Source organism: Hyphomonas neptunium ATCC 15444 (assembly GCF_000013025.1).
GTDB classification, from domain to species: Bacteria; Pseudomonadota; Alphaproteobacteria; order Caulobacterales; family Hyphomonadaceae; genus Hyphomonas; species Hyphomonas neptunia.
Map to the genome: position 1 here is coordinate 2401828 of NC_008358.1, position 22251 is coordinate 2424078.

A 22251-nucleotide genomic window follows, 5' to 3' on the forward strand; every position below is an offset into this window, starting at 1 on the left:
ATGCAAAAGAAGAATGACCTCACCACAGGCGCCATCGGCCCGGCGCTGATCGCCTTTACGCTGCCCACGCTCGCCGCCTCGATCCTGCAATCGGCCAACGGTTCGATCGACACAATCTGGGTCGGCCGCCTGCTGGGCGAAACGGCTGTTGCCGCCACCACGAACGGAAATCTCGTCGTCTTCCTGCTCACGGCCTTCGTCTTCGGTTTCGGCATGGCGTCCACCATCCTCATCGGCCAGTCGATGGGCCGCGATGATGTCGTCGCTGCCCGCCGCGTCGTCGGCACGGTCGTGGGCTCGTTTTTGCCTGTCTCGACCCTTCTGGGAATTGCCGGCTGGTTTCTTTCACCTGCCCTGCTTGCCGTGCTGGATACCCCCGCAGAGGTCGTCCCGCTGGCGCTCGATTTCCTTCAGATCGTCTTCCTCGCCCTGCCCGCCATCCTCATCATGACCATGCTGATGATGGCCCTGCGCGGGGCGGGGGACGCGATGACGCCGCTGATCTTCATGGCCGTCGCCGTGGTGCTCTGCGCGGTGCTGAACCCTTTCTTCATCCTCGGCATCGGCCCCTTCCCGCGCCTTGGCATCGGCGGCTCGGCCCTCGCGCTGACGCTTGCCAACTATATCAGCCTCATCGCCATGCTGATCTACATCTACCGGCGCGACCTGCCGCTGCGCCTGCGCGGGGCAGAGCTTCGCTGGCTGATGCCGGACCTCCCCATCCTGCGCCTGATGGTCGTCAAAGGCTTCCCGATGGGCCTGCAGATGATCGTCATCTCCGGCTCGCTGCTCGCCATGATGTCGCTCGTCAACCGGCAGGGCGTCGACACCACCGCCGCCTTCGGGGCCACCCAGCAGCTTTGGACCTATGTGCAGATGCCCGCCATGGCCATCGGCGCCGCCGTCAGCGCCATGGCCGCCCAGAATATCGGCGCCGGGCGCTGGGACCGCGTGGACGAGATCACCCGCCTCGGGATCATCTATAACCTCCTGCTCACCGGCGCGCTGATCGCGCTGCTCCTCATGGCAGACCGCGCCGCAATGATGGTCTTCCTCGGCAGCGAGAGCAACGCCGTCGCCATCGGCCAGCACATCACCCGGCTCGCCTCCTGGGGCTTCCTGCCGTTTGCCGTCACGATGGTTCTCTTCGCCACCGTACGCGCGAACGGCCAGGTGTTCTGGCCGCTGATCATCCTCTTCATCTCCATGTTCCCCGTGCGCCTCGGCTTTGCTTACGGGCTGCAGGGCATGCTCGGCGCCGACGCGATCTGGTGGAGTTTCCCGGCAGGCATGATCGTCACTATGCTGCTTGCTATCGTGCTTTACCGCTATGGCGGCTGGCGCAACGAGCGCGAGATGCGCGTGCCAGATGGCGACACCGCAGAGGCCTCCGCCCTCGCCGCCAGCGTGCCGGCCGAAACCACCTCGTCGATCACATCAGCCACCCATTCACGCCGCCGCCGGGACGAGCCCTAAGCCCCCGCAGCAGGCCATATTGTTCGCGCGCCCATTTGCGCGGATAAAGGCGTTCGTGCCCGCCAATCAGGACCCGCCGAATGCCAACGACGCCAGACCTCATCGCCCGCTACTACGCCGCCTTCAACGCCAAGGACTGGGCCGCCATGGCCGCGTGCGTCTCTGAAACCATCAACCATTTCGTCAATGAGGGCGACAAGCGCGGCGGCCGCGCCGCCTTTGCAGACTTCATCGCCCATATGGACGATTGCTATGACGAGACCCTCACAGACATCGTCGTGATGGCCTCCCCCGATGGCACGCGCGCCTCCGCCGAATTCATCGTCAACGGCGTCTACAAGAAAACCGATGCCGGCCTGCCGCCAGCCACCGGCCAGACCTACCGCCTGCCCGCCGGCGCCTTCTTCGATGTAAAGGACGGCGAAATCACCCGCGTCACCACCTATTACAACCTGAAAGAATGGATACGTCAGGTCTCATGATCGTCCGCCCCCTGACAGGAGAGGATTTGGAAAGCGCCCTGCCCGCGCTCGCCCGCCTGCGCATCGAAGTGTTTGCCGCCTTTCCTTACCTCTATTCGGGTACGGAGGAATATGAACAGACATATCTGCGCAGTTTCGCCAACGCCCGCGATGCTTTCATCGTCGCCGCAGAGGATAATAGCGAAATCGTCGGTTGCGCCACCGGCTCCGCCATCGATGATCAACACGGCGAATTTGCCGCCCCACTGAGTGAGGCAGGCTTTGACCTCGCCTCCACCTTCTATTTCGGCGAGTCCGTTTTGAAGCCCGGCTATCGCGGCCGCGGCCTCGGCCACACCTTCTTCGACGCCCGCGAAGCCCATGCCCGCGAACGCGGCTACGCCCGCACCTGCTTCTGCGCCGTGGATCGCCCGGCAGACCATCCAGACCGCCCCGCCGGCTACAGCCCGCTCGACAGCTTCTGGAAAAAGCGCGGCTACCGCAAACTTCCCGGCCTCACCACCCACTTCGCCTGGCCCACTGAGCCCGGCGGCCCAAATCTCACCCATCCCATGAACTACTGGATGCGCGAATTCTGAGTAGACAAGCGCAACAAAATGCCCTTCGGATGCGGGCATTGCAGAAGGAAAGACCTATAATGCGACAGTTTTCTGGCAAAGCGCTTCTTGCGTCTGCTATCATTCTTGGCGCCTGCGGAGCCCCGCAACCCGCCGCCCCACCGGCTCCGCCCGCGCCCACAGAGCTTCCCGCCGCCAGCCCCGACGCCATCCGCGCCGACATGGACTTCCTCGCCTCCGACGATCTGGAAGGCCGCGAAGCAGGTACGCCCGGCTTTGATCTGGCGGCTGATTATGTCGCCGCCGAATTCGCCGAAATCGGCCTCGCCCCCGGCGGCGACGCGGGCACCTATTTCCAGACCATCTCCTTCCTGCGCTCGGTTCGCGCGCCCGAAGGCCGGCTGATGGAAGTCACCAACACCGAAACCGGCGCCGCTGTTCCGTTCACGGAAAATGTGGACTACGCGATGGGCAACTCTCTCTCCGCTCCGAATGTTGATGTCACCGGCGAGGCCGTCTTCGTCGGCTTCGGTATCGTCGCGCCGGATCTCGGCCGCGATGATTTCGAAGGCCTTGATCTGAGCGGCAAAGTCGCCGTCATGCTTGCGGGCACGCCCAAAGGCATCCAGACCGAGGAGCGCGCCTATTACGGCACCCGCAAATACGCCAACGCGTCAGACCGCGGCGCCATCGCCGTCGTCAGCCTGGAAACCCCCACCTCGCGCGGCGTCTATCCCTTCGAACGCCTGATCCGCGAAGGCCGTCTCGACGGCGCAAGCCTCACCTGGCTCGGCCCGGACGGCGCCCCCTTCAGCCGCGCGCCCAATGTACAGAGCGGCGCCAGCGTCCCGATGGAAAGCGCCGCCAAACTCTTTGAAGGCACAGAGGGTAACTGGACGGACATCGTCGCCGCCGCCGAAGCCGAAGGCGGCAACGTCAAAGGCTTCGCCCTGCCGTACACCATCCACCTCACCCAGGCCTCCACCCACGATCAGGTTCAGTCCGCCAACGTCATCGGCATGATCGAGGGCACAGACCCCGTCCTCAAGAACGAAGTCATCGTCCTGACGGCCCACCTCGATCATATCGGCATTACAAAGAGCATCGAAGGCGACCAGATCAACAATGGCGCGCTCGACAATGCCAGCGGCATCGCCACCCTGCTGGAAGCTGCCCGCATGCTGAAGGCCGGCCCGCCGATGAAGCGCTCGGTCATGTTCATTGCCCTGACGGCCGAAGAAAAAGGCCTCCTCGGCGCGCAATACTTCGCCGAGAACCCGACCGTTCCGAAGGAAAACCTCGTCGCCAACGTCAATCTCGACATGCCGATCCTGACCTATCCCTTCACAGATCTCGTCGTGTTCGGCGGCTCGCGCTCGACCATCATCGAGGAAGTGGAAAAGGCCGCCGCCGAGATGGACATCACCCTCAGCCCGGACCCGGTGCCCGATCAGGGCCTGTTCACCCGCTCGGACCATTTCCGCTTCGTTGAAGCCGGCATCCCCTCGGTCTACCTGATCCCCGGCTGGGAAAATGGCGGCGCCGAGGAATTTGCCCGTCATATGACCAGCAACTACCACCGCCCGTCGGACGACATGACCAATTCCATCGACTTTGACGCCGCCGCCCGCTTTGCCGCCATCAAGGCCCGCATCGCGCTCGCCCTGGCGAACGCCGATGAACGCCCGCTCTGGCGGAAGGATGACTTCTTCGCCCGCCAGTTCGATGGCCCGATGGAGCCCTGAAAATGCGCCCGCCCGGCCTCCAGATCAGGAGGCTGGGCGGCCTACTCCCCGGAAATCTCAGCGAAACACGGCCCCTCTCGTTAGGTCAGTCGTGGACAGGCCCTTAAGGCTCGTTAAAGTCCGCCGCGAGACGGCAGCCAGCGCCTTGCGCGAGGCTTCACACCCGGAGGATAAGACGCCATGCACCCCAGTCACCACGCGCGGACCAGCCCTGACAGACCCGCCATCATCATGGCCGGCTCGGGCGAAACGATCAGCTTCCGCCAGCTCGACGAGCGCTCCAACCAGATCGCCCACGCCCTGCGCGCCGCGGGCTGCCAGCCGGGCGACACCATCGCCATCTTTGCGGAAAATTCCCCGCGCTATTTCGAAATCTGCTGGGGCGCCCAGCGCGCCGGCCTTTACTATGTGTGCATTTCCTCGCGCCTCACCGCGCCGGAAGTGAAATACATCATCGAGGATTCCGGCTCGAAACTGCTCATCACCGGTGCCAACAAAGGCGCGGTTGCCAAAGAAGCCGCCGCCGCCGCAGGCACGAAAGACCTCTGGTCAATTGACGGCGAAGTCGAAGGTTTCAAGCCGCTTGAGGCCCTCGCCGCCCCCTTCCCAACAACGCCCATCGCAGACGAGATGGCCGGCACGGACATGCTCTACTCCTCGGGCACAACGGGCCGCCCGAAAGGCATCCGCCCGCCGCTGGAACGGGGCCTCCCGATCGACGCCGACAACATCCTCGTCCAGATCGCCCGCGCCATGTCCGGCGCCAGCCCGGAGTCGGTCTACCTCTCCCCGGCCCCGCTTTACCACGCCGCGCCCCTGCGCTGGTGCATGACGTTCACCCGCATCGGGTCCACCGTCATCGTGATGGAAAAGTTCGATCCCGAAGAATTCCTGAAAGCAGTCGAGAAATACAAGGTCACCCACACGCAGGTCGTGCCGACCATGTTCGTGAAAATGCTGAAACTGCCCGAAGATGTCCGCATGAAATACGACGTCTCCAGCATGACCTTCGCCATCCACGCCGCCGCGCCCTGCCCGGTGCCGGTCAAGGAACAGATGATCGCCTGGTGGGGCCCGGTCATCGACGAATACTATGCCGGCTCTGAAGGCAACGGCATGACCTATGTGAAAAGCCCCGACTGGCTGACCCACAAGGGCACCGTCGGCCGCCCGATCCACGGCCAGGTCCACATCTGCGATGAAGAAGGCAACGAGCTGCCCATCGGCGAAGAAGGCCAGGTCTATTTCTCCGGCACCGTTCCGCCGAACTATCACAACGACCCGGAAAAGAACAAAGCCGCCCTCAACCCGATCCACCCCGACTGGTCGTCCCTCGGCGATGTCGGCAAGCTGGACGCCGACGGCTTCCTCTATCTGACGGACCGCAAGTCCTTCATGATCATCTCCGGCGGCGTGAACATCTACCCGCAGGAAACCGAAAACGTTCTCATCACCCACCCCAAAGTGGCTGATGTCGCCGTTATCGGCGTGCCCGATGAAGATTTCGGCGAAGCGGTGAAAGCCGTTGTCCAGCCCATGCCCGGCATCGCGCATTCCGAAGAACTCGCCGCCGAGCTGATGGCCTTCTGCCAGGCAAACCTCTCCAAACTCAAATGCCCCAAAAGCATCGACTTTGACCCTGAGCTGCCCCGCCACGCCACGGGCAAACTCTACAAACGCCTCATCCGCGACCGCTACTGGGGCAACAAGAACAGCCGCATCGTCTGATCGCGGGCCGGCAAGTCTGAAACGCGGCGCGGGATGGCAAGGGGCTGTCCCGCGCCGTTTCCGTTCCGGGTGCCCGCGCACCCCCAAACGAAAAACACCGGCGAAGCCCTGCCCCGCCGGTGTTTTCTTTATAGCTGCAAGCCCCGTATCAGATGCGGCGCGAAGACCGCACATTGCGCACCAGGCCGTTGGTGGAGGTCATCACCAGCGTGTGCGTATGGATACGGCCATCCTTCTGGACCACGCCGTCCAGCAGCGTTCCCTTGGTCACGCCGGTTGCGCAGAACACGGTCTCGCCCGAGGCCAGCTCGTTGAGGCTGTAGGTCTTGCCGAAATCGGTGATCCCGGTACGGCTCGCGCGCTTCTTCTCGTCGTCATTGCGGAACACGAGACGGCCGAGCATCTGCCCGCCCACGCATTTCAGCGCGGCGGCTGCCAGCACGCCTTCCGGCGCGCCGCCCTGGCCGACATACATGTCGATGCCCGTCAGCGGATCGGTGGTAGCGATCACGCCGGCCACATCGCCATCGGTGATCAGCACAACCCGCGCGCCCGCAGAGCGCAGCGAGTCGATGATGCCCTGGTGGCGCGGGCGATCGAGCACGCACACGGTCATCTCTTCCACCTTGCGCTTGCGGTGCTTGGCCAGCGCCTTGATGTTGTCGGCGGGGCTCGCCTCCAGGCTGATGATGCCTTCGGGATAGCCGGGGCCAATGGCAATTTTGTCCATATAGGTGTCGGGCGCATGCAGCAGGCCGCCGCGCGGGGCAATCGCCAGCACAGCGCAGGCGTCCGGCATGGCTTTCGCCGTCAGGGTCGTGCCTTCCAGCGGGTCCAGCGCGATGTCGATTTCCGGGCCGTTGCCGGTGCCGACTTCCTCACCGATGTAGAGCATCGGCGCTTCGTCACGCTCGCCCTCGCCGATGACAACCCGGCCCTTGAAGTCCACCGCATTGAAGGCCGTCCGCATGGCATCCACAGCGGCAGCGTCGGCTTTCTTCTCGTCGCCGTGTCCCACAAGGCGGGACGCCGCAATCGCAGCCAATTCCGCAACATTAACCATTGCATCTGCAAGGCTGGAAGTCAGAACGCTGTTATCCATAGGTTTTTCTCCGAAACGGGTCATTATTCTTATAGCAGGACGGCCCTAGCAATTAGCTTGCCGTCTCAATTCTGATCAGTCTGGGCGCGTCAACGGTTACGCCAAGCGCCTCGATGCGGGCAATGGCTGAAAGGATCTGCCGGCGCGGGCAGCGATGGGTCACCACCGCGACCGGGCTGGCGCCCGTTTCATCAGCCGAATCCTGCAGCAGCTTGTCGACCGACACGCCCTCTTCGGCCAGCGCTTCGGTCAGCGCGGCCAGCGTGCCCGGCTTGTCTGTCAGGCGCACGCGCAGGAAGAAGGGCGAAATCTCATCCTCGCCGCCTTTGATGAAAGGCTGGGCCACATGGTGGTCAGCCCGCCCAAAGGCGTTGCGAATGGCCGGGCGGAAGAGCTTCGCCACATCGCCCATCACGGCGCTCGCGGTCGGGCCAGAGCCTGCGCCGGGGCCCGTCAACACAACAGCGCCCAGCGGATCGCCCTCAACCCGCACAGAGTTCAGCGACCCGTCAATCCGCGCCAGCGCATGGCCCGCCGTCAGCGCCATCGGCTCCACCCGGCAGACAACGCCTTCCGCCTTGAGAACGCCTTCAGCGATCAGTTTGATCCGGAAGCCCAACCGGTCTGCCAGGCGCAGGTCCAGAAGGCCGATGTCTTCGATGCCGCGCACCGAAACCTTCGAGAAATCAAGGTCAGCCGAGAAGGCAATCGCCGAGAGGATCGCCGCCTTATGGGCCGCGTCCATGCCTGAAACGTCCAGTGTCGGATCGGCCTCGGCATAGCCGCGCTTCTGGGCTTCCTCCAGAACGTCCTCATAGGAGCGCCCGGTGTCCAGCATGGTGGAGGTGATGAAATTGCAGGTGCCGTTCAGAATGCCCGAAACGCGGGTCACTTCGGTGCCCGCCAGGCTGTCGCGCAGCACGCGCACCACCGGAATGCCCCCGGCCACGGCCGCTTCAAACAGCAGGTCCACCTGCTTCTCGGCCGCCAGCGCGGCCAGCATGTTGCCATGCTTGGCGATCAGCGCCTTGTTGGCGGTCACCACATGCTTGCCCGCGCGCAAGGCCGATTCCACGGCAAACTTGGCCGGGCCGTCAGATCCGCCGACGAGTTCGACAAACACGTCCACATTCGGGTCTTCGGCCAGCGTCGCGGCGTCGTCAAACCAGGTATAGCCATCGGTGCTGACCGGCCGGTTGCGGCTCTGCGAGCGCGCGCTCACGCCCGCAATCTCCACACGCCCCGGCAGCCGCAGGCGATCCTGACGCTGCACCAGTTCAATCAGCCCGCAGCCCACATGGCCCAGGCCGGCAATTCCAATTCTCAAAGGCCCCACAAGGCGCCCCTTTTCATCTCTTACGGTTCGGGCTGCTGCCTAGCCTTTTTGGCGCAACCTTGGAAGGGGCAAGCCTCCCGCAGGGTGCATTAAGCAAAGCGCAAGGCGCCGCCCCACCCCACCAAACCGGCGCATTGCGGCCACTGGCCCTAATGCACCCTACTTTTTCTTGATACCGGCTTTGAAATCCGCCTTGCCCAAATCGCGGCCCTTCTTGAGGTCAGGCTCGCGTTTCGGCGGGGCGGCATCTTTCCCGCCCTTGCCCGTCCCATCGCCTTGCGGATTAGGCAGCTGGGAATACCCGCACTTCCAGCAGATCGACACCAGCGGGGCCAGCGGCGCCTTGCAGATATAGCAACTCCCATCCCCCAACCTCTCCTTCGACATCGCGCGCTCCCCTGACCGGCCAATCGCCACTCTCTGACCATAAAGGCGCAAAGCGAGGACGTTTCGGGTCAGGGAATTGGGAAATGTAGGGTGCATTAAGGCCAACGGTCGCAATGCACCCTACGGATTACTCCGCAGCCGCAACCGCCGGCTTGATCTCCTTCACGCCGCGCGCAGCCAGAAACTTCCGGATGTTACGGCCCGCCTGACGGATGCGCTGCTCATTTTCCACGAGCGCGATGCGGACGTAATCATCCCCATGCTCGCCAAAGCCAGCGCCCGGCGCGACGGCCACATGCGCCTCGTTGATCAGCTGCAGGGCAAACTCCAGGCTGCCCAGATGGCGCAGCTGTTCGGGGATCGGCGCCCAGGCAAACATCGAGGCCTTCGGGCTCGGCACCGGCCATCCAGCGCGGGTGAAGCTGTCCACCAGCACGTCGCGGCGGCCTTTATAGATCGCGCGCGTCTCCGCCACGCATTCCTGCGGCCCGTCGAGCGCGGCCACAGCGGCCACCTGGATCGGCGTATACGCGCCATAATCGAGATAGGATTTCACCCGCGCCAGCGCCCCGACGAGCTTCTCATTGCCCGCCACAAAGCCCATCCGCCATCCGGCCATGGAATAGGTCTTCGACATCGTGGTGAACTCCACCGCAATGTCCTTCGCCCCGTCCACCTGCAGGATCGAGGGCGTGGGCTCCTCGAAATAGATCTCGTTATAGGCAAGGTCCGACAGCACCCAGAGGTCGTGCTTCTTGGCGAACTTCACGGCCTCTTTGTAGAAATCGAGATCGCACACAGCCGCCGTCGGGTTCGACGGGAAGCACAGCACCATCGCGGTCGGCGGCGGCACGGAATACTTCACCGCCCGGCCGAGGCTGGAGAGATACTGCTCGGGCGTATGCGCGGGCACGCCGCGGATCGAGGCCCCGGCAATGATGAAGCCGAAATGGTGCAGCGGATAGGACGGGTCCGGCGCCAGGATCACATCACCCGGCGCAGAGATGGCCTGCGCGAGATTGGCAAACCCCTCCTTGGAGCCGAGCGTGACAATCACCTCCCGGTCCCTATCCAGCACCACATCAAAGCGGCGCTTGTAATAATCGGTCAGCGCCCGGCGCAGGCCGGGAATGCCGCGCGAGGCGGAATAGCCGTTCACGTCCGGCTTGCGGGCCGTCTCGACCAGCTTGTCGACGATATGCTTGGGCGTCGGCAGGTCAGGATTGCCCATGCCGAGGTCGATAATGTCAGCGCCTTTGGCGCGCAGCGCCGCTTTTGTGCGGTTCACCTGTTCAAACACGTAAGGCGGAAGGCGCCGGATCTTGTGAAAGTCGGTGTTCATTTGGGTCTCATTCGTCCTGGGTAACGCGGGGTACATTGAACTGGCTGCGGATGGCAGCGATTTCGGCTTGGGTAAGGAAATCGGATTCCGGCGGCATTTCGTCGAAACTCCCAATGATGCTTGCGGCGATGGCGCGGATTTCCTCAGCTCCGCCCACCGCCACTTCCGCTCGGGGGTCGGCAAAGGCGTCCGACAGCACATCGCCCCGGTCCAGCTGCGCTTGCAGGCTCGCTCCAGGCTTGTTGTTCGGGTCAACCTCCGGCAACGCCGCCAGCACAGGATACCCTTCGTCCCGCATCCCGGCACGCCGTTCCCCATACCATTCGGGCGCCTCGTTAATGGCCTGGCGCACCTTCGAATAGGTAGATGAACATCCCGCAATTAACAGCAGCGGCACAATCAGGAGGGGAATCGCCGTGTTTTTCATGGTTAAGCTCATTAAATGACAAACATTCCGAAGGATAGATTAGCCCAAACAAGGGGCGAAACTACGACACATGGGCGGTAACAAGATACCAGCATCTGAGACACCCTCCATCGCTTCCCTGCTGATGGCGCAGGACCCGGCACGTCTGCAAGTGCTGATGACCACACTGGCGCTGGCAAATACCGAATCCCAGGCCCTCCTCACCGAAGTGCTGACCGGCTCTGGCCCCCTCGGCACCGTCTCGCAGGGCGACCCGATGGGCGCCGCCGACGCTTTCAGCAAGGTCGGCATGAGCCTGGCGCAGAACCCGATGGCGCTGATGCAGGCCAATATGGACCTGATGAAGGGCTGGATGGGCCTCTGGCAGGAGATGGTCACCGAAAGCATCACTGCCGAGCCCAAGCCCGAAAAAGACAAACGCTTCTCCGATCCCGAATGGCAGACCAATCCCGGCTTCAAATTCATCCGCAAGGCGTATGACCTGAACGCCCGCTGGATGATGAGCCTCGCCGACCGCGCGCCCGGCCTGGATGAACCGATCCATCTGCGCGCAAAATTCTTCATGCAGCTGCTGACCGACAGCCTCGCCCCGACGAACTATCTCGGCACCAATCCGCAGGCCCTCAAGGCCTTCATCGAAAGCGGCGGCGAAAGCGTGCTGGCGGGCATCCGCATGGCGCGCGAAGACGTGCGCAAGGGCGGTGGCAAGCTCCACATCACCCAGACCGACGAGACCCCGTTCAAGCTCGGCGAGAATGTCGCCACCGCGCCGGGTCAGGTTGTTTTCCGCAACGACCTGATCGAGCTGATCCAGTACGCCCCGTCGCAAGCGACCGTCTATTCCAAGCCCCTGCTGATCTTCCCGCCCTGGATCAACAAGTTCTACATCCTGGACCTGCAGGAAAAGAACTCGATGATCCGCTGGCTGGTCGTCCGTGGGCTGACGGTGTTCGTCGTCTCCTGGCGCTCGGCCGATGGCGTCACGAAAGACTACACCTGGGACGATTACGCCAAAAAAGGCATCTATGCCGCCGTCGAGGCCGCCCTGCAGGCGTCCGGCGCCAAGAGCCTCAACGCCGTGGGCTATTGCATCGGCGGCACACTGCTCACCTCCACGCTCGGCCATATGGCCGCCACCGGTTACAACAAGATCGACTCGGCAACCTTCTTCGCCTCACAGGCCGACTTTGAACTCGCCGGAGACCTGAAAGTCTTCACCGATGGTCCGGGCCGGGATTATGTCTACGGCATCATCGAAAACCATGGCGGCATCATGCCCGGCAAGGACATGTACGAGACCTTCAACTGGCTCCGCCCGATTGATCTGGTCTGGCGCTATGTCATCGACCAGTACATGCTGGGCAAGGAACCCCGCCCGTTCGACCTGCTCTACTGGAACGCCGACCAGACCAACATCCCCGGCCCCGTCCACAAGCGTTACCTCTCCGAATGCTACGCTGAAAACCGCCTTGCTCGCGGCGAATACACCGTGCTCGGAGAAAAGATCGACATGGCCAACATCCAGATCCCGGTGATGTTGCAGGCCTCAAAGGACGATCACATCGTCCCGTTTGAAAGTGTCTACCGCTCGGCCAAGCGCTTTGGCGGCGACACCACCTTCATTCTCTCCGGGTCCGGACATATCGCCGGCGTCGTAAACCACCCCGACGCGAAGAAATACCAGCACTGGACCAATCCCGGCGTCGCGGAAAGCTCGGCCAATAACTGGCTGGGCGCCGCCACCGAAACCCCCGGCAGCTGGTGGCCCACCTGGTGGGCCTGGCTGAAGCCGAAATCCGGCCGCAAAGTCAAAGCCGTCGAGCCCAAGGACATGGGCCTGGGCGCCGCGCCCGGCACCTATGTCAAAGTGCGCCTGGAAGACATCAAGCTACCACCGCAGTAGCCCCACCTCTCCGTGGGAGGTGAAGGTCTTAAACCTTGAGCCCCGCGCCCTCATCCAGCCCCAGCGCAATATTCAGATTCTGCACCGCCGCCCCTGAAGCGCCCTTGCCCAGATTGTCCAACCGCGCCACGAGCCGCGCCTGCTCATCCGTGCCGAACACATAAATCTCCAGCCGGTTGGTATCATTGCAGCCTTCCGCGTCGAGCGACTTGATCGCGTCCGCTTCCGCAAGCGGAATAACCTTCACAAATGCCTCGCCCGCATAGGCCGCTGTCAGCGCCTTATGAATGTCCTTGCGCTTCGGCTTGCCGGGCACCGCCCAGAGCGGCAACGGCACTTCCACGATCATGCCCTGCGCATACCGCCCCACGGCGGGCGTAAACATCGGCACATGAGAGAGGCCGGAGAACTTCTTCATTTCCGGCGGGTGCTTGTGCTGCTGGCCCAGCGCATAGATGCGGAAATTGTCCTGCGTCTCGCGGTCCTCGAATTCGGCAATCATCGGCTTCCCGCCGCCCGAATAGCCCGACACGGCATTGACCGTCACCGGCCAGTCTGCCGGCAACAAACCCGTCTTCACCAGCGGACGCACGAGGGCAACAAATCCTGTGGGATAGCAGCCCGGATTGGAGATCCGCTTGGCCGCCGAGATGATCGCGCGCTGTCCGCGGTCCATTTCTGCAAAGCCATAAACCCAGCCCGACGACACCCGGTGCGCGGTCGAGGCATCAATCACCACCGTGTTCGGATTGCTCACCAGGCTCACCGCAAGGCGCGCCGCGTCATCCGGCAGGCAGAGGATCACAACATCCGCCTTGTTGATCAGGCGTGCCCGCTCATCGACATCCTTGCGCTTGTCGGCATGGATCGAGATCAGCTCCAGATCGGTGCGGACTTTGAGCCGCTCGGCAATCTGAAGGCCGGTCGTCCCGGCCTCGCCATCAATGAAAACCTTGGGCAACATCACGCCCCTCCGCGAAAATAAGGGCAAAAACAAACGGGCGCTCCGTTTCCGAAGCGCCCGCCAGACATTGGATATGCTGCTGCGATTAGCGCTTGGAGAACTGGAAGCTGCGGCGTGCTTTCGCTTTGCCGTACTTCTTGCGCTCAACAACGCGCGGGTCGCGGGTCATGAAGCCGAACGGCTTCAGAACGGCGCGCAGGCCCGGCTCATAAGCGACGAGCGCGCGGGAGATGCCGTGGCGAACTGCGCCGGCCTGACCCATGAGGCCCGAACCCTTGACCGTTGCGATCACGTCAAACTCGGTTGCGCGGCCAGCTTCGATCAGCGGCTGTGCAATCACCATGCGCAGAACAGGACGCGCGAAATACGTTTCCTGGTCACGGCCATTGATGATGATCTTGCCGGAACCCGGCTTGATCCAGACGCGTGCGACGGCTTCCTTGCGGCGGCCGGTGCCATAAGCGCGGCCTTGTGCGTCGATCTTGGGCTCAACGGATTTGACCGGTTGAGCAGACGGCGCGCCTGTCAGGGTGCCAAGGTCTTGCAGCGAGTTCGAGGTGTCGGTCATATTTTTATCAGGCCGTTTTCGAGTTTTTGCGGTTCATCGCCTTGAAGTCGACGACTTCGGGCGCTTGTGCAGTGTGCGGATGCTCGGTGCCGGCGTAAACGCGCAGCTTGCCGAACTGCTTGCGAGACAGCGTGCTTTCGCGCGGCATCATGCGCTTCACAGCCATTTCGATGGCGCGCTCAGGGAAGCGGCCGGAAAGGATCTTGCCAGCGGTCGTGGACTTGATACCGCCCGGATAACCGGTGTGGCGGTAATAGACCTTGTCTTCCAGCTTGTTGCCAGTGAACACGGCCTTCTCGGCATTGATAACAACGATGTGATCGCCGGTATCGACATGCGGAGTAAAGTCAGGGCGGTGCTTGCCGCGAAGACGTTTGGCGACGTAAGAAGCAAGGCGTCCGACAACGACGCCTGTCGCGTCGATCACGACCCAATTGTTCTCTACCCCGACGGGTGCGTTATACGTTTTCATCGCTCTGCTCAGAGCCTCTACTTTCGGAGTTCCAGGAATGCAAATTAAGGGCTGGCGTTTAAGCGCCGCGTTTCCCTTTGTCAACGCAGCCGCCGGGCTCAGCCTGCTTTTTGCGGCAACAGCCTGCGGAAGGCAAGAGTCCCCCACCCCATCCCCCAGCGAAAGCACTGAAATATCAGGGGAAATTGAGCTTCCGGCCGTCTGGTCGACCCGCCCTTTGCAGGGAAAAGTCCGCGATGTGGCCCTTTCCTCGGGCTCAGGGGCCATTCTGGCGGTCGCTTATGACGCTGGCGGCCTCGAATTTTTCGACATGGAAGGCGATCGTCTGGGCGAACCGACCCGATTCCATCTCAGGGATCTGGCCGATGGCCGCGCCGCCAACATCCAGGGAACCCAGCTCACCCTCTTCCCCGGCGTGACCGATGCGGGCGTCCTCAAGGCCTATGTCTTCGGCACCGGCCTCGTCGCCCCGGCCCAGATCGACCTGCCCATCCCCGAGGAGCGCATGGTCGAAGGCCTGTGCACGGGAGACGCGGGCACACAGGGCCTCATGCGCCTGGCGTACTGGACCATCTCCGACAACCGCACCCTGCGCACCGGCGTCGTCAGCCAGGCCGGTGAAGACCTCGTCTGGACCCAGGAGGCTGACACCGAAGCCGGCTTCCCGATCACGTCCTGCGTCTTTGCCTATGACACGCTGGTCGCCTCCCCGCGCTCAGCAGCATCTGCCTCGCTGACCCGCGGCGACACCTCCGCCCTCTTGTCCATTGAGGCAGGCGGCCCGCTGCAGATTTCCACGGATCTCGGCATGACCACCAGCAATGTCACGGTCCGCGACGGCATCACCATCACCGCGCCCGACGCGCCAACCGCTGTCACCGCCCACGGCACACTCCCCGCCGGCGGCTATCCGGGCGGCGTTGTCGTCATCGCCGGCGAAACCAGCGAAGGCACCCATCAGGTTGTCTTTGTAGACCCCAGCGCCATCACGCTGGAGGATTGATCTCCGCCACCGTCTTCGGGCCGCCTGCACGCCACACTGTGTAGACGGCCCAAAGCGTGGTCACCACGCCCAGCCCCTGATGCACCAGCGCCAGCCCCATCGGGGCAGCATTGACCAGCGTGAGGATGCCCCACACCGCCTGCGCGGAAACCAGCACCGCCAGAAACGCAAACTCCCGGTGCACATCCGTCTTCCGGAACGCCCACGCCGCCGCCAGGCTCCCCGCCCAAAGCCCATAGGCCAGCAGGCGGTGATTGAACTGCGTCGCCTCGCGCCCCTCAAAGAAGCTGCGAACGCCCAGCTCGGCATGTATATAATGAGCGGGAAACACCTCCCCCGCCATCAGCGGCCAGTCGGTATAAGTCCGCCCCGCGTCCAGCCCCGCCACCAGCGCGCCCGCCGCCATCTGCACGAAGATCAGCCCCATCAGCGCCATCGCCGCCCGCTGCGCCGCCCTCGGCGCCCCGGCCCGCTGCTGCCGTCCAAGGTCCAGCCAAAGCCACGCGATCACCGCCAGAATAAGCAGCGCCAGCGTAAAGTGCGTCATCAGCCGGTAGGGCGCCACCGACACCCGCTCAGTCTCGCCAATGCCGCTCGACACCATCCACCAGCCAATCGCGCCCTGAAGCCCGCCCAGCGCAATCAGCCCCACCAGCTTCCAGCCGAGCCCCTGCCCCAGCCAGCGCCGCCAGGCGAAAAACGCAAAACCCGCCACCGCCACAAGGCCAATCAGCCGCCCGATCTGCCGGTGGCCCCACTCCCACCAGTAAATGAACTGGAACTCGGAGAGCGCCATGCCCGCATTGGTCAGCTGATACTGGGTGGTCGCGCGATACTTCTCGAACTCCACCAGCCACGCCGCTTCACTCATCGGCGGCAGCGCGCCGCTGACAGGGCGCCACTCTGTTATGGAAAGCCCGGAATCGGTCAGGCGCGTCGCGCCGCCGACCAGAATGATGGCATAGACCATCAGGGCCATAAGGATCAGCCAGCGGCGTATCCAGCCTGCGGCAACGGGGGAAATTGCGCTTGGTGTCATGAAGCCTAGATCACTTGACGGGCGCCGCGATCAAGGGTCGCTGTGGTCGCAGCCCGCCCGGACACGACGGCACAAGACAGAGAGACACGCCCATGCGCAACCCGCGAAAGCCCATCGCCATGCTGCTGATGCTCGCCTGGCTGGTCATCTATGTCGTTGCCATCGGCTCGCTCAGCGGCCGCATCGGCGCCCTCTCCGGCTGGCTCCAGATGCCCCTCTATATCCTCGCAGGCACCCTCTGGATTCTCCCCCTGAAACCCCTCTTCGCCTGGATGAACGCGGTCGAGCCGCCCGAGGAAGACTGAGCCGCAATTGCTACGCCGTGAGAAAGGCCAGCCGGTCGTCTACCCGGCCCGGTTTGATTTCGCTGATCTCGGCGCTGACAATGCCTTCGCCCACGAACGGGTCTGCCGCCACCCGCGCCTCAAGAGCCTCGCGCGTCGTATTGTGTGCCAGAACCGCCCCGCCGATGCCCGGCGCAAGACTGCCCGTCATGAGGAAAACGCCATCGGCGAACCCCTCACTGATCCAGGCATTGTGGGCCTCCATGAATTGCGGCGCCGCCGCCTTGTTGGCCGCAAATCTGAGCTGAACAAAGAACATCTGCGTCTCCTCCTGAAATTCACCGCGCCGTCCCGGAAAGACGCGCCGCCTGCGCCTCCACCCAGGTGCACATCCCATCCACTTCGCGCCGCACGAAAGCCTCATCACGGAAGGCATTGGCAAGCGTCGCCGTGCCCTGCGACCAGACAAGCACATGCAGCGCCAGCGCCTCCGCCTCATCCCCTGCGCCCAGCGTGCGGAATGCCTCCGCCAACCATTCCCGGAACAGCGCGAAGACCTCCGCGGCGCGCCCCTTGGCGGCATGCTCCAGCTTCGCCAGTTCCTGACACAGCGTCCCCACCGGACAGCCATAGGCCATGATCTTCGTTTGATTTACGATCAGAATACGGATGAAGCATTTGATCCGCACCACCGGGCTGGCGCTTTCGAGCGCCCAATCGGTCAACATCGCCCGCGTTGCCTCCAGACGCAGGCCGATGACCGCATCGAGGATCTCGTCCTTGGTCCGGAAGTGATAGTAAAAGTTCCCGCGCGACAAACTCACCGTTCCGGCAATGTCAGCAAACGATGTGTGGTCAAACCCCTGCCGGTAGAACAGATCATCGGCCGCAGCGACAATCATGTCCCGAGTATCTCGCGCGCCCAATGCATGCCTCCTGCCCGAAGTTTCTTTTTGGCCCGGATGCCAAGTATGTAATCCGCAGTAGGACAAATGACCTAATCTTGCAATAGGTCGTTTGTCCTAATATGGGGAAAACTCTCTTCAGGCCTCGTCTCGAAGGCTTCCCCCTTCTAAACCCGCGCCTGCGCCGCTAACAGAAAAGCCCGCCCCCGCTTCAGCCGCGAAAGACGCCCCTTGCCCTATCCCAGCCTCGCCGAAGCCTTCGAGCAGTTCCGCCACCGTCTGCCGGCGCAGGCCCGCCTCTTCATCGGCGGCGCCAGTGGCGAGCCGCTCGGCCTCGCCCGTCTCTTCAAGGCAGAACCGGACCTCAGCAGCGGCCTCACCTTCCTCGGCGCCTGGATCGCGGGCATCAACATCACGGACTGGGCCGGCTTCCATAACAATGCCTACGCCGAAACCATCTTCCTGCCCCCTGCCCAGCGCCCTTCCTATGATGCCGGCCGCACGCGCTTCCTGCCCCTGTCCTACAGCCAGGCCTGGCAGTGGATGGCCACCACGCCGCTCCACGGCGCCGTCGTCCTCGTCTCCCCGCCGGACGGGGACGGCAACGTCTCCCTCGGCGTCAGCCCGGATTATTCCCCCCTGATCTTCCAGCGCAGCGATGTGCCCGTCCTCGGCATCATCTGCCCCCACATGCCCGCGCCCCCGAATGCGCCAAAAATCCCGCTATCGAAATTTGCTCAGCTGGCGGAGGATGATCACCCCCTCCTCGTGCTCCCCGGTGGCCCGCTCCCGCCCGCCTTCGGAACTATCGCCAGCCATATCGCAAACCTGATTGACGCCGGCGACGCGCTGCAGTTCGGTGTCGGCAATGTGCAGCAGGCCATCCTCACCGCCCTCAAGGGCCGGCGCGGCCTGCGCATCTATTCGGGCATGGTGTCAGATCCCATCCTCGGCATGATGGACGACGACCCCACCCTGCGCGTCGATACCGGCGTCGCCGTCGGCACGCCCGCCCTCTATGCCCGCATGGCAACGGCGCAGAACGTCCACTTCCACCCCGTCTCGAAAACCCATTTCGCCAGCGCGCTCGCCGCCGTCCCGCGCCTGCGCGCTATCAATTCGGTCATCGAGATCGACCTTTTCGGCCAGGCCAACGCCGAATTCATCGGCGGGCGCCAGGTCGCCGGGCAAGGCGGCCTCAACGACTTCCTGCGCGGCGCCGCCCTCTCCGAAGGCGGCCTCGCCATCACCGCCCTGATGGCCACCGCCAAAGGCGGCGAAATCAGCCGCATCGTCCCGCGCCTCCCGCCCAACGCCGTCACCGTCATGCGCACAGACATGGATGTCGTCATCACAGAATTCGGCACCGCGCGCCTCCGAGGCAAAAGCATGGAAGCCCGCGCCGAAGCGCTGATTGCAATTGCCGACCCACGCCATCGGCCGATGCTGGCGGAAGAGTGGGAAGCGATGCGTAGGCGGATTTAAAGGCCAGATCGCAGCACCAACCAAACCATACAACGCTCATCCTGAGTATCCGTGTTGGTCAATTGGGTTTTGGTGTCCATTTCCGATTTTCTCGGATGAGTGTGTTTGCGAGGATGATAAGCTTTCGCATGATGGCGGTGAGGGCAAGTTTTGGCGGCTTTCCCCGGCCGGTAAGATGCCTGTAGGTATGATTGAGGTCGGGGTTGAACCGGGCGGCGGCGAGGGCTGGCATATAGAGTGAACGCCGGACATGGGCGCGGCCGCCCTGCACGAACGCCTTGCCGGTCCACTTGCCTGACTGGCGGGTTCGCGGCGCGGTTCCCGAGAGGGCGCTGGCGGCTGGGTTACCGAGGTCGCCCAGCTCCGGCATGCCGGTCAGGAGGGCAAAGGCAGAGCGTTCGGCGATACCGGGGATCGAGATGAGGATGTCCCGCTTGCGGGCAAGCTCGGGGTCAGCCTCGATGAGCGCCTGCATGGCCTGCTCGATCTGTGTGATCTGGCGGTCAATGGCTGCCAGCCTCTGGCGCAACTGGCGTTTCAAAAGCGGCAGGGTGAGCGTTCCGGCGCGGTTCTTCGCCGCCGTCCTGTCCTTGACGAGGGCCGCTCGCATCATGTGCAACTCTTTGAGATCACTCGCTGTTTTTGACGGCGCGGCGCGCGCGGCTGGCTCCAGAACAGCCCCCATCCGGGCCAGCATGGCGGCGTCGATCCGGTCAGTCTTGGCGCTCTGGCCAATTGCCTCTGCAAACCTCCGGGCCCGGGCCGGATTGACCTTGCACAGAGCAAGGCCTGCCTCGCCCATCGCGCGCTCAAAGGCTCGGTGGTAGGCTCCGCTTGCCTCAAAGACGAGGCGGGCGACCGGCCGGCCCGCGACCCAGCCGAGGACCGTGCGATAGCCGGCGGCATCGTTTGTGAACTGACGGTGCAACCCGTCAGGATGAAGGTGGACATCAAGAGTGTCTTTTGAAACATCCACGCCGATGGTAATCAGTGTCATCTTTCCTGCCTCTGCTTGTCATGCGGGCCTCAAAGCCCCTGTATCCGTTCAGGCCGATGGGAAAGACGAGGGCGACCTCACTCAGGAACGGCGCCCAGGCGCCTGCGAAGTCACGGTCCCACCCTCGCCGCTGACGGGAGCGGTAACTCCCGTCAGCGGTTCCAGTCTGACCAGATCAGACGCAAATGCCATAAGACAAGCGAAGTCGAAGGATGCGCCAAACAGCACAGCGCTAGCCCCGGCTCGTCCTTCGACGCTCCTCCTGAGCCAGACGAAGGACGCTCAGGATGAGCCGTTCGATAGCACAGCGCATCCAGATCAGATCAAATAACCCCCCGCGCTTTCAGCGCCGCTGCTTCTTCCGCGCTCATCCCCGTCTCCCGCGCAATCTCCTCCGAATGCTCGCCATAGGCCGCCAGCTTCGGATTAGGTTGCGGCGGCTCCTTCGCAAAGCGGATCGGCGGGCCAACATGCCGGTTGCCGTCGCCATCGGCGAACACCATCCCGCGCTCTGCCGTGAACGGATCATCAAACGCGGCTTTCAGATCACGCACCACCGCCCAGCAGCAATCCACCGGCTGAAGAAATGCCTCCCAATAGGCCAGCGTCTCGCTCGCAAACGTCTCGCGGAAATAGACCTTCAGTGGCTCCTGCTCATCCCCCGGCGGTATCTTCGCATAGGGCAGCAGATCAACGCGCCCCAAAGCGGTCAGCAGATTCTCCGCAAACTTCACTTCCGATCCGCCGATCACGACAAATCCGTCATCGGAGGTTCTGTAGATCGAGTTCATCGCCGCGCCGCCAAAGCTGCGCATCTGTTTCGGCTTCGGCGCCTCGCCCTTGCCAAACACCGGCCCCAGCACATTCGGCGTCCAGGCAATCGCCGCGTCATACATCGACATGTCGATATAATCGCCCTCGCCCGTCTGCGTGCGCCGGTAAAGCGCCATCAGGATCGCAGACAGCGCCATCAGCGAGGCCGACGCATCGGCAAACGGCACGGGCGGGGGCGCCGGCTGCCCATCGCTGAGGCCCCGCCCCAGATCCATCAGCCCCGTCATCGCCTGCACCACGAGGTCATGCGCGGGCTTCTGCACATGCTGCCCGGTCTGCCCGAAGGCGGAAATCGAGCAGTAAACGATCTTGGGGTTGCGCGCCGAAACTGCCTCATAGCCAACGCCCAGCCGCTTCACCACGCCCGGCCGGAACGCCTCGACAAACACATCCGCCTGCTCGGCCAGCTTCAGCAGCAGCTCGACACCGGCTGGGTCTTTCAGGTTCAGTTTCAGGCTCCGCTTGCCCCGCGCCACATTGCGGAACCACACCGTATTGCCGTCCGGCGTCGTCTCGCCGATCTCCCGCACCGGCTCGCCCAGCCCATTGGCCGGCTCCACCATGATCACGTCCGCGCCATGGTCGGCCATCATCATCGTCATATGCGGCCCCGGCAAAAACGCCGAGAGATCGAGAACTTTGAGACCGTCGAGTTTCATGCGCGTTCCTTCTTAAAGGTTCATCTGAGACTGGGTGGTCAACGCGACCAGCTTGCCCGCCTCCGTTTCGATGCGCGTCTGCCAGACCTGAAGCCTGCGGCCAACACTTACAGGTGCGGCAGTTGCTCTCAGAACCGTCCCCACCGGCGCGCCTGAGATCAGGTTCGTCTTGCTCTCGGTCGTCGTCGTCATTTTGGACTCAGCCGGCAGGCTCAGAAACGCCCCGATCGCCCCCACGCAATCGGCCAGCGTCATCAGGAACCCGCCATGCGCAATCCCGCCCGCCGTGCAGTGCTCGGGCCCCACGGTCACCTGTCCGATAACCGCCTCCTTGTCCGCACGTGTCAGCGTCAGCCCGATGGCTTTCGCAAAGGGCATCGAAGCTTCCATCGCCTTCAGGGCTGCGTCGCTCATAGGTGTCTCCTGCGTGTCCGAAAGTGTCCTGGTTTGTCCCGAACTGTCCCAAAGTGTCCCGGAACTGTCCTGATCTGTCCAGCCAGTGACGCGCCTCGTCATGCAGCTGCACGGGAACTATAACCCTGCAAAACTGTTGGAT

The 22251-nt window shown here is 63.4% G+C and carries 23 protein-coding genes; 9 read left to right on the forward strand and 14 right to left on the reverse strand.

Annotated features, from left to right (window positions below):
- The 5 genes from HNE_RS11385 to HNE_RS11405 all read left to right on the forward strand — a co-directional run bounded on the left by HNE_RS11385 (position 1) and on the right by HNE_RS11405 (position 5988).
- Positions 1–1476, forward strand: a complete 1476-nt coding sequence (locus HNE_RS11385; protein WP_011647297.1) for an MATE family efflux transporter — start codon at positions 1–3, stop codon at positions 1474–1476.
- A gap of 80 nt (positions 1477–1556) precedes the next feature.
- Positions 1557–1958 (forward strand): ketosteroid isomerase-related protein, encoded by a 402-nt coding sequence (locus tag HNE_RS11390; RefSeq protein ID WP_011647298.1) that lies wholly within the window; start codon positions 1557–1559, stop codon positions 1956–1958.
- Positions 1955–2536 (forward strand): GNAT family N-acetyltransferase, encoded by a 582-nt coding sequence (locus tag HNE_RS11395; RefSeq protein WP_148205995.1) that lies wholly within the window; start codon positions 1955–1957, stop codon positions 2534–2536. The genes HNE_RS11390 and HNE_RS11395 overlap by 4 nt, the downstream gene beginning before the upstream one ends.
- A 59-nt stretch (positions 2537–2595) precedes the next feature.
- A complete protein-coding gene (locus HNE_RS11400; protein ID WP_011647300.1) occupies positions 2596–4260 on the forward strand; it encodes a M28 family metallopeptidase in 1665 nt (554 codons plus the stop codon).
- A gap of 180 nt (positions 4261–4440) precedes the next feature.
- A complete protein-coding gene (locus HNE_RS11405; RefSeq protein ID WP_011647301.1) occupies positions 4441–5988 on the forward strand; it encodes an acyl-CoA synthetase in 1548 nt (515 codons plus the stop codon).
- Positions 5989–6136: 148 nt separating this feature from the next.
- Here the strand turns inward: HNE_RS11405 and glpX are convergent, their stop codons facing one another.
- The 5 genes from glpX to HNE_RS11430 form a co-directional block, all read right to left on the reverse strand.
- Positions 6137–7090, reverse strand: coding sequence for a class II fructose-bisphosphatase (gene glpX / locus HNE_RS11410; protein ID WP_011647302.1), 954 nt, complete (start codon positions 7088–7090; stop codon positions 6137–6139).
- 52 nt (positions 7091–7142) lie between these two features.
- Entirely contained in the window at positions 7143–8426 is a 1284-nt protein-coding gene (locus HNE_RS11415; RefSeq protein WP_011647303.1) for a homoserine dehydrogenase, read from the reverse strand.
- A 159-nt stretch (positions 8427–8585) separates the two neighbouring features.
- On the reverse strand, positions 8586–8813 hold the full coding sequence (locus HNE_RS11420) for a hypothetical protein (protein WP_148205869.1): 228 nt from the start codon (positions 8811–8813) through the stop codon (positions 8586–8588).
- Positions 8814–8940: 127 nt separating this feature from the next.
- Positions 8941–10155 carry an LL-diaminopimelate aminotransferase gene (locus tag HNE_RS11425; protein WP_011647304.1) on the reverse strand — a complete coding sequence of 405 codons (1215 nt, stop codon included), beginning with the start codon at positions 10153–10155 and terminating at the stop codon, positions 8941–8943.
- Between the two features lie 7 nt (positions 10156–10162).
- On the reverse strand, positions 10163–10582 hold the full coding sequence (locus HNE_RS11430; protein WP_011647305.1) for a hypothetical protein: 420 nt from the start codon (positions 10580–10582) through the stop codon (positions 10163–10165).
- Between the two features lie 70 nt (positions 10583–10652).
- Here HNE_RS11430 and HNE_RS11435 point away from each other — a divergent pair, with 70 nt between their 5' ends.
- Entirely contained in the window at positions 10653–12485 is a 1833-nt protein-coding gene (locus HNE_RS11435; protein ID WP_011647306.1) for a PHA/PHB synthase family protein, read from the forward strand.
- A 28-nt stretch (positions 12486–12513) separates the two neighbouring features.
- Here HNE_RS11435 and argC read toward each other — a convergent pair whose 3' ends face one another.
- From argC to rplM, 3 genes are all read right to left on the reverse strand, one after another.
- A complete protein-coding gene (argC, locus tag HNE_RS11440; RefSeq protein WP_011647307.1) occupies positions 12514–13449 on the reverse strand; it encodes an N-acetyl-gamma-glutamyl-phosphate reductase in 936 nt (311 codons plus the stop codon).
- A gap of 85 nt (positions 13450–13534) precedes the next feature.
- Positions 13535–14017 (reverse strand): 30S ribosomal protein S9, encoded by a 483-nt coding sequence (gene rpsI / locus HNE_RS11445; protein WP_011647308.1) that lies wholly within the window; start codon positions 14015–14017, stop codon positions 13535–13537.
- A 7-nt stretch (positions 14018–14024) separates the two neighbouring features.
- Positions 14025–14489, reverse strand: coding sequence for a 50S ribosomal protein L13 (gene rplM, locus HNE_RS11450; RefSeq protein ID WP_011647309.1), 465 nt, complete (start codon positions 14487–14489; stop codon positions 14025–14027).
- Positions 14490–14727: 238 nt separating this feature from the next.
- Between rplM and HNE_RS11455 the strand changes: the two genes are divergently transcribed.
- Positions 14728–15492 carry a hypothetical protein gene (locus tag HNE_RS11455; RefSeq protein WP_148205870.1) on the forward strand — a complete coding sequence of 255 codons (765 nt, stop codon included), beginning with the start codon at positions 14728–14730 and terminating at the stop codon, positions 15490–15492.
- Here the strand turns inward: HNE_RS11455 and HNE_RS11460 are convergent.
- Complete coding sequence (locus tag HNE_RS11460) at positions 15476–16531, reverse strand: COX15/CtaA family protein (RefSeq protein ID WP_011647311.1); 1056 nt, start codon at positions 16529–16531, stop codon at positions 15476–15478. The genes HNE_RS11455 and HNE_RS11460 overlap by 17 nt on opposite strands.
- A 92-nt stretch (positions 16532–16623) precedes the next feature.
- Here HNE_RS11460 and HNE_RS11465 point away from each other — a divergent pair, with 92 nt between their 5' ends.
- Positions 16624–16836: a DUF2842 domain-containing protein gene (locus HNE_RS11465; protein WP_035592475.1), complete on the forward strand. Its 213-nt coding sequence runs from the start codon at positions 16624–16626 to the stop codon at positions 16834–16836.
- Between the two features lie 10 nt (positions 16837–16846).
- On the opposite strand, the gene HNE_RS11470 is transcribed toward HNE_RS11465, so the two are convergent.
- Together HNE_RS11470 and HNE_RS11475 are read right to left on the reverse strand one after the other, a co-directional pair.
- Positions 16847–17134, reverse strand: a complete 288-nt coding sequence (locus HNE_RS11470) for a YciI family protein (RefSeq protein ID WP_035592477.1) — start codon at positions 17132–17134, stop codon at positions 16847–16849.
- Between the two features lie 19 nt (positions 17135–17153).
- The gene (locus tag HNE_RS11475) at positions 17154–17741 is read right to left on the reverse strand and encodes a TetR/AcrR family transcriptional regulator (protein ID WP_011647313.1); all 588 of its coding nucleotides are present in this window, start codon (positions 17739–17741) and stop codon (positions 17154–17156) included.
- Between the two features lie 210 nt (positions 17742–17951).
- Here HNE_RS11475 and HNE_RS11480 point away from each other — a divergent pair, with 210 nt between their 5' ends.
- A complete protein-coding gene (locus HNE_RS11480; RefSeq protein ID WP_011647314.1) occupies positions 17952–19205 on the forward strand; it encodes an acetyl-CoA hydrolase/transferase family protein in 1254 nt (417 codons plus the stop codon).
- A gap of 58 nt (positions 19206–19263) precedes the next feature.
- On the opposite strand, the gene HNE_RS11485 is transcribed toward HNE_RS11480, so the two are convergent.
- The 3 genes from HNE_RS11485 to HNE_RS11495 all read right to left on the reverse strand — a co-directional run bounded on the left by HNE_RS11485 (position 19264) and on the right by HNE_RS11495 (position 22109).
- Complete coding sequence (locus HNE_RS11485) at positions 19264–20202, reverse strand: IS110-like element ISHne5 family transposase (RefSeq protein ID WP_011647315.1); 939 nt, start codon at positions 20200–20202, stop codon at positions 19264–19266.
- A gap of 323 nt (positions 20203–20525) precedes the next feature.
- The gene (locus HNE_RS11490) at positions 20526–21695 is read right to left on the reverse strand and encodes a CaiB/BaiF CoA transferase family protein (protein ID WP_011647316.1); all 1170 of its coding nucleotides are present in this window, start codon (positions 21693–21695) and stop codon (positions 20526–20528) included.
- Between the two features lie 12 nt (positions 21696–21707).
- Entirely contained in the window at positions 21708–22109 is a 402-nt protein-coding gene (locus HNE_RS11495) for a PaaI family thioesterase (RefSeq protein ID WP_011647317.1), read from the reverse strand.
- Positions 22110–22251: the final 142 nt, after the last annotated feature.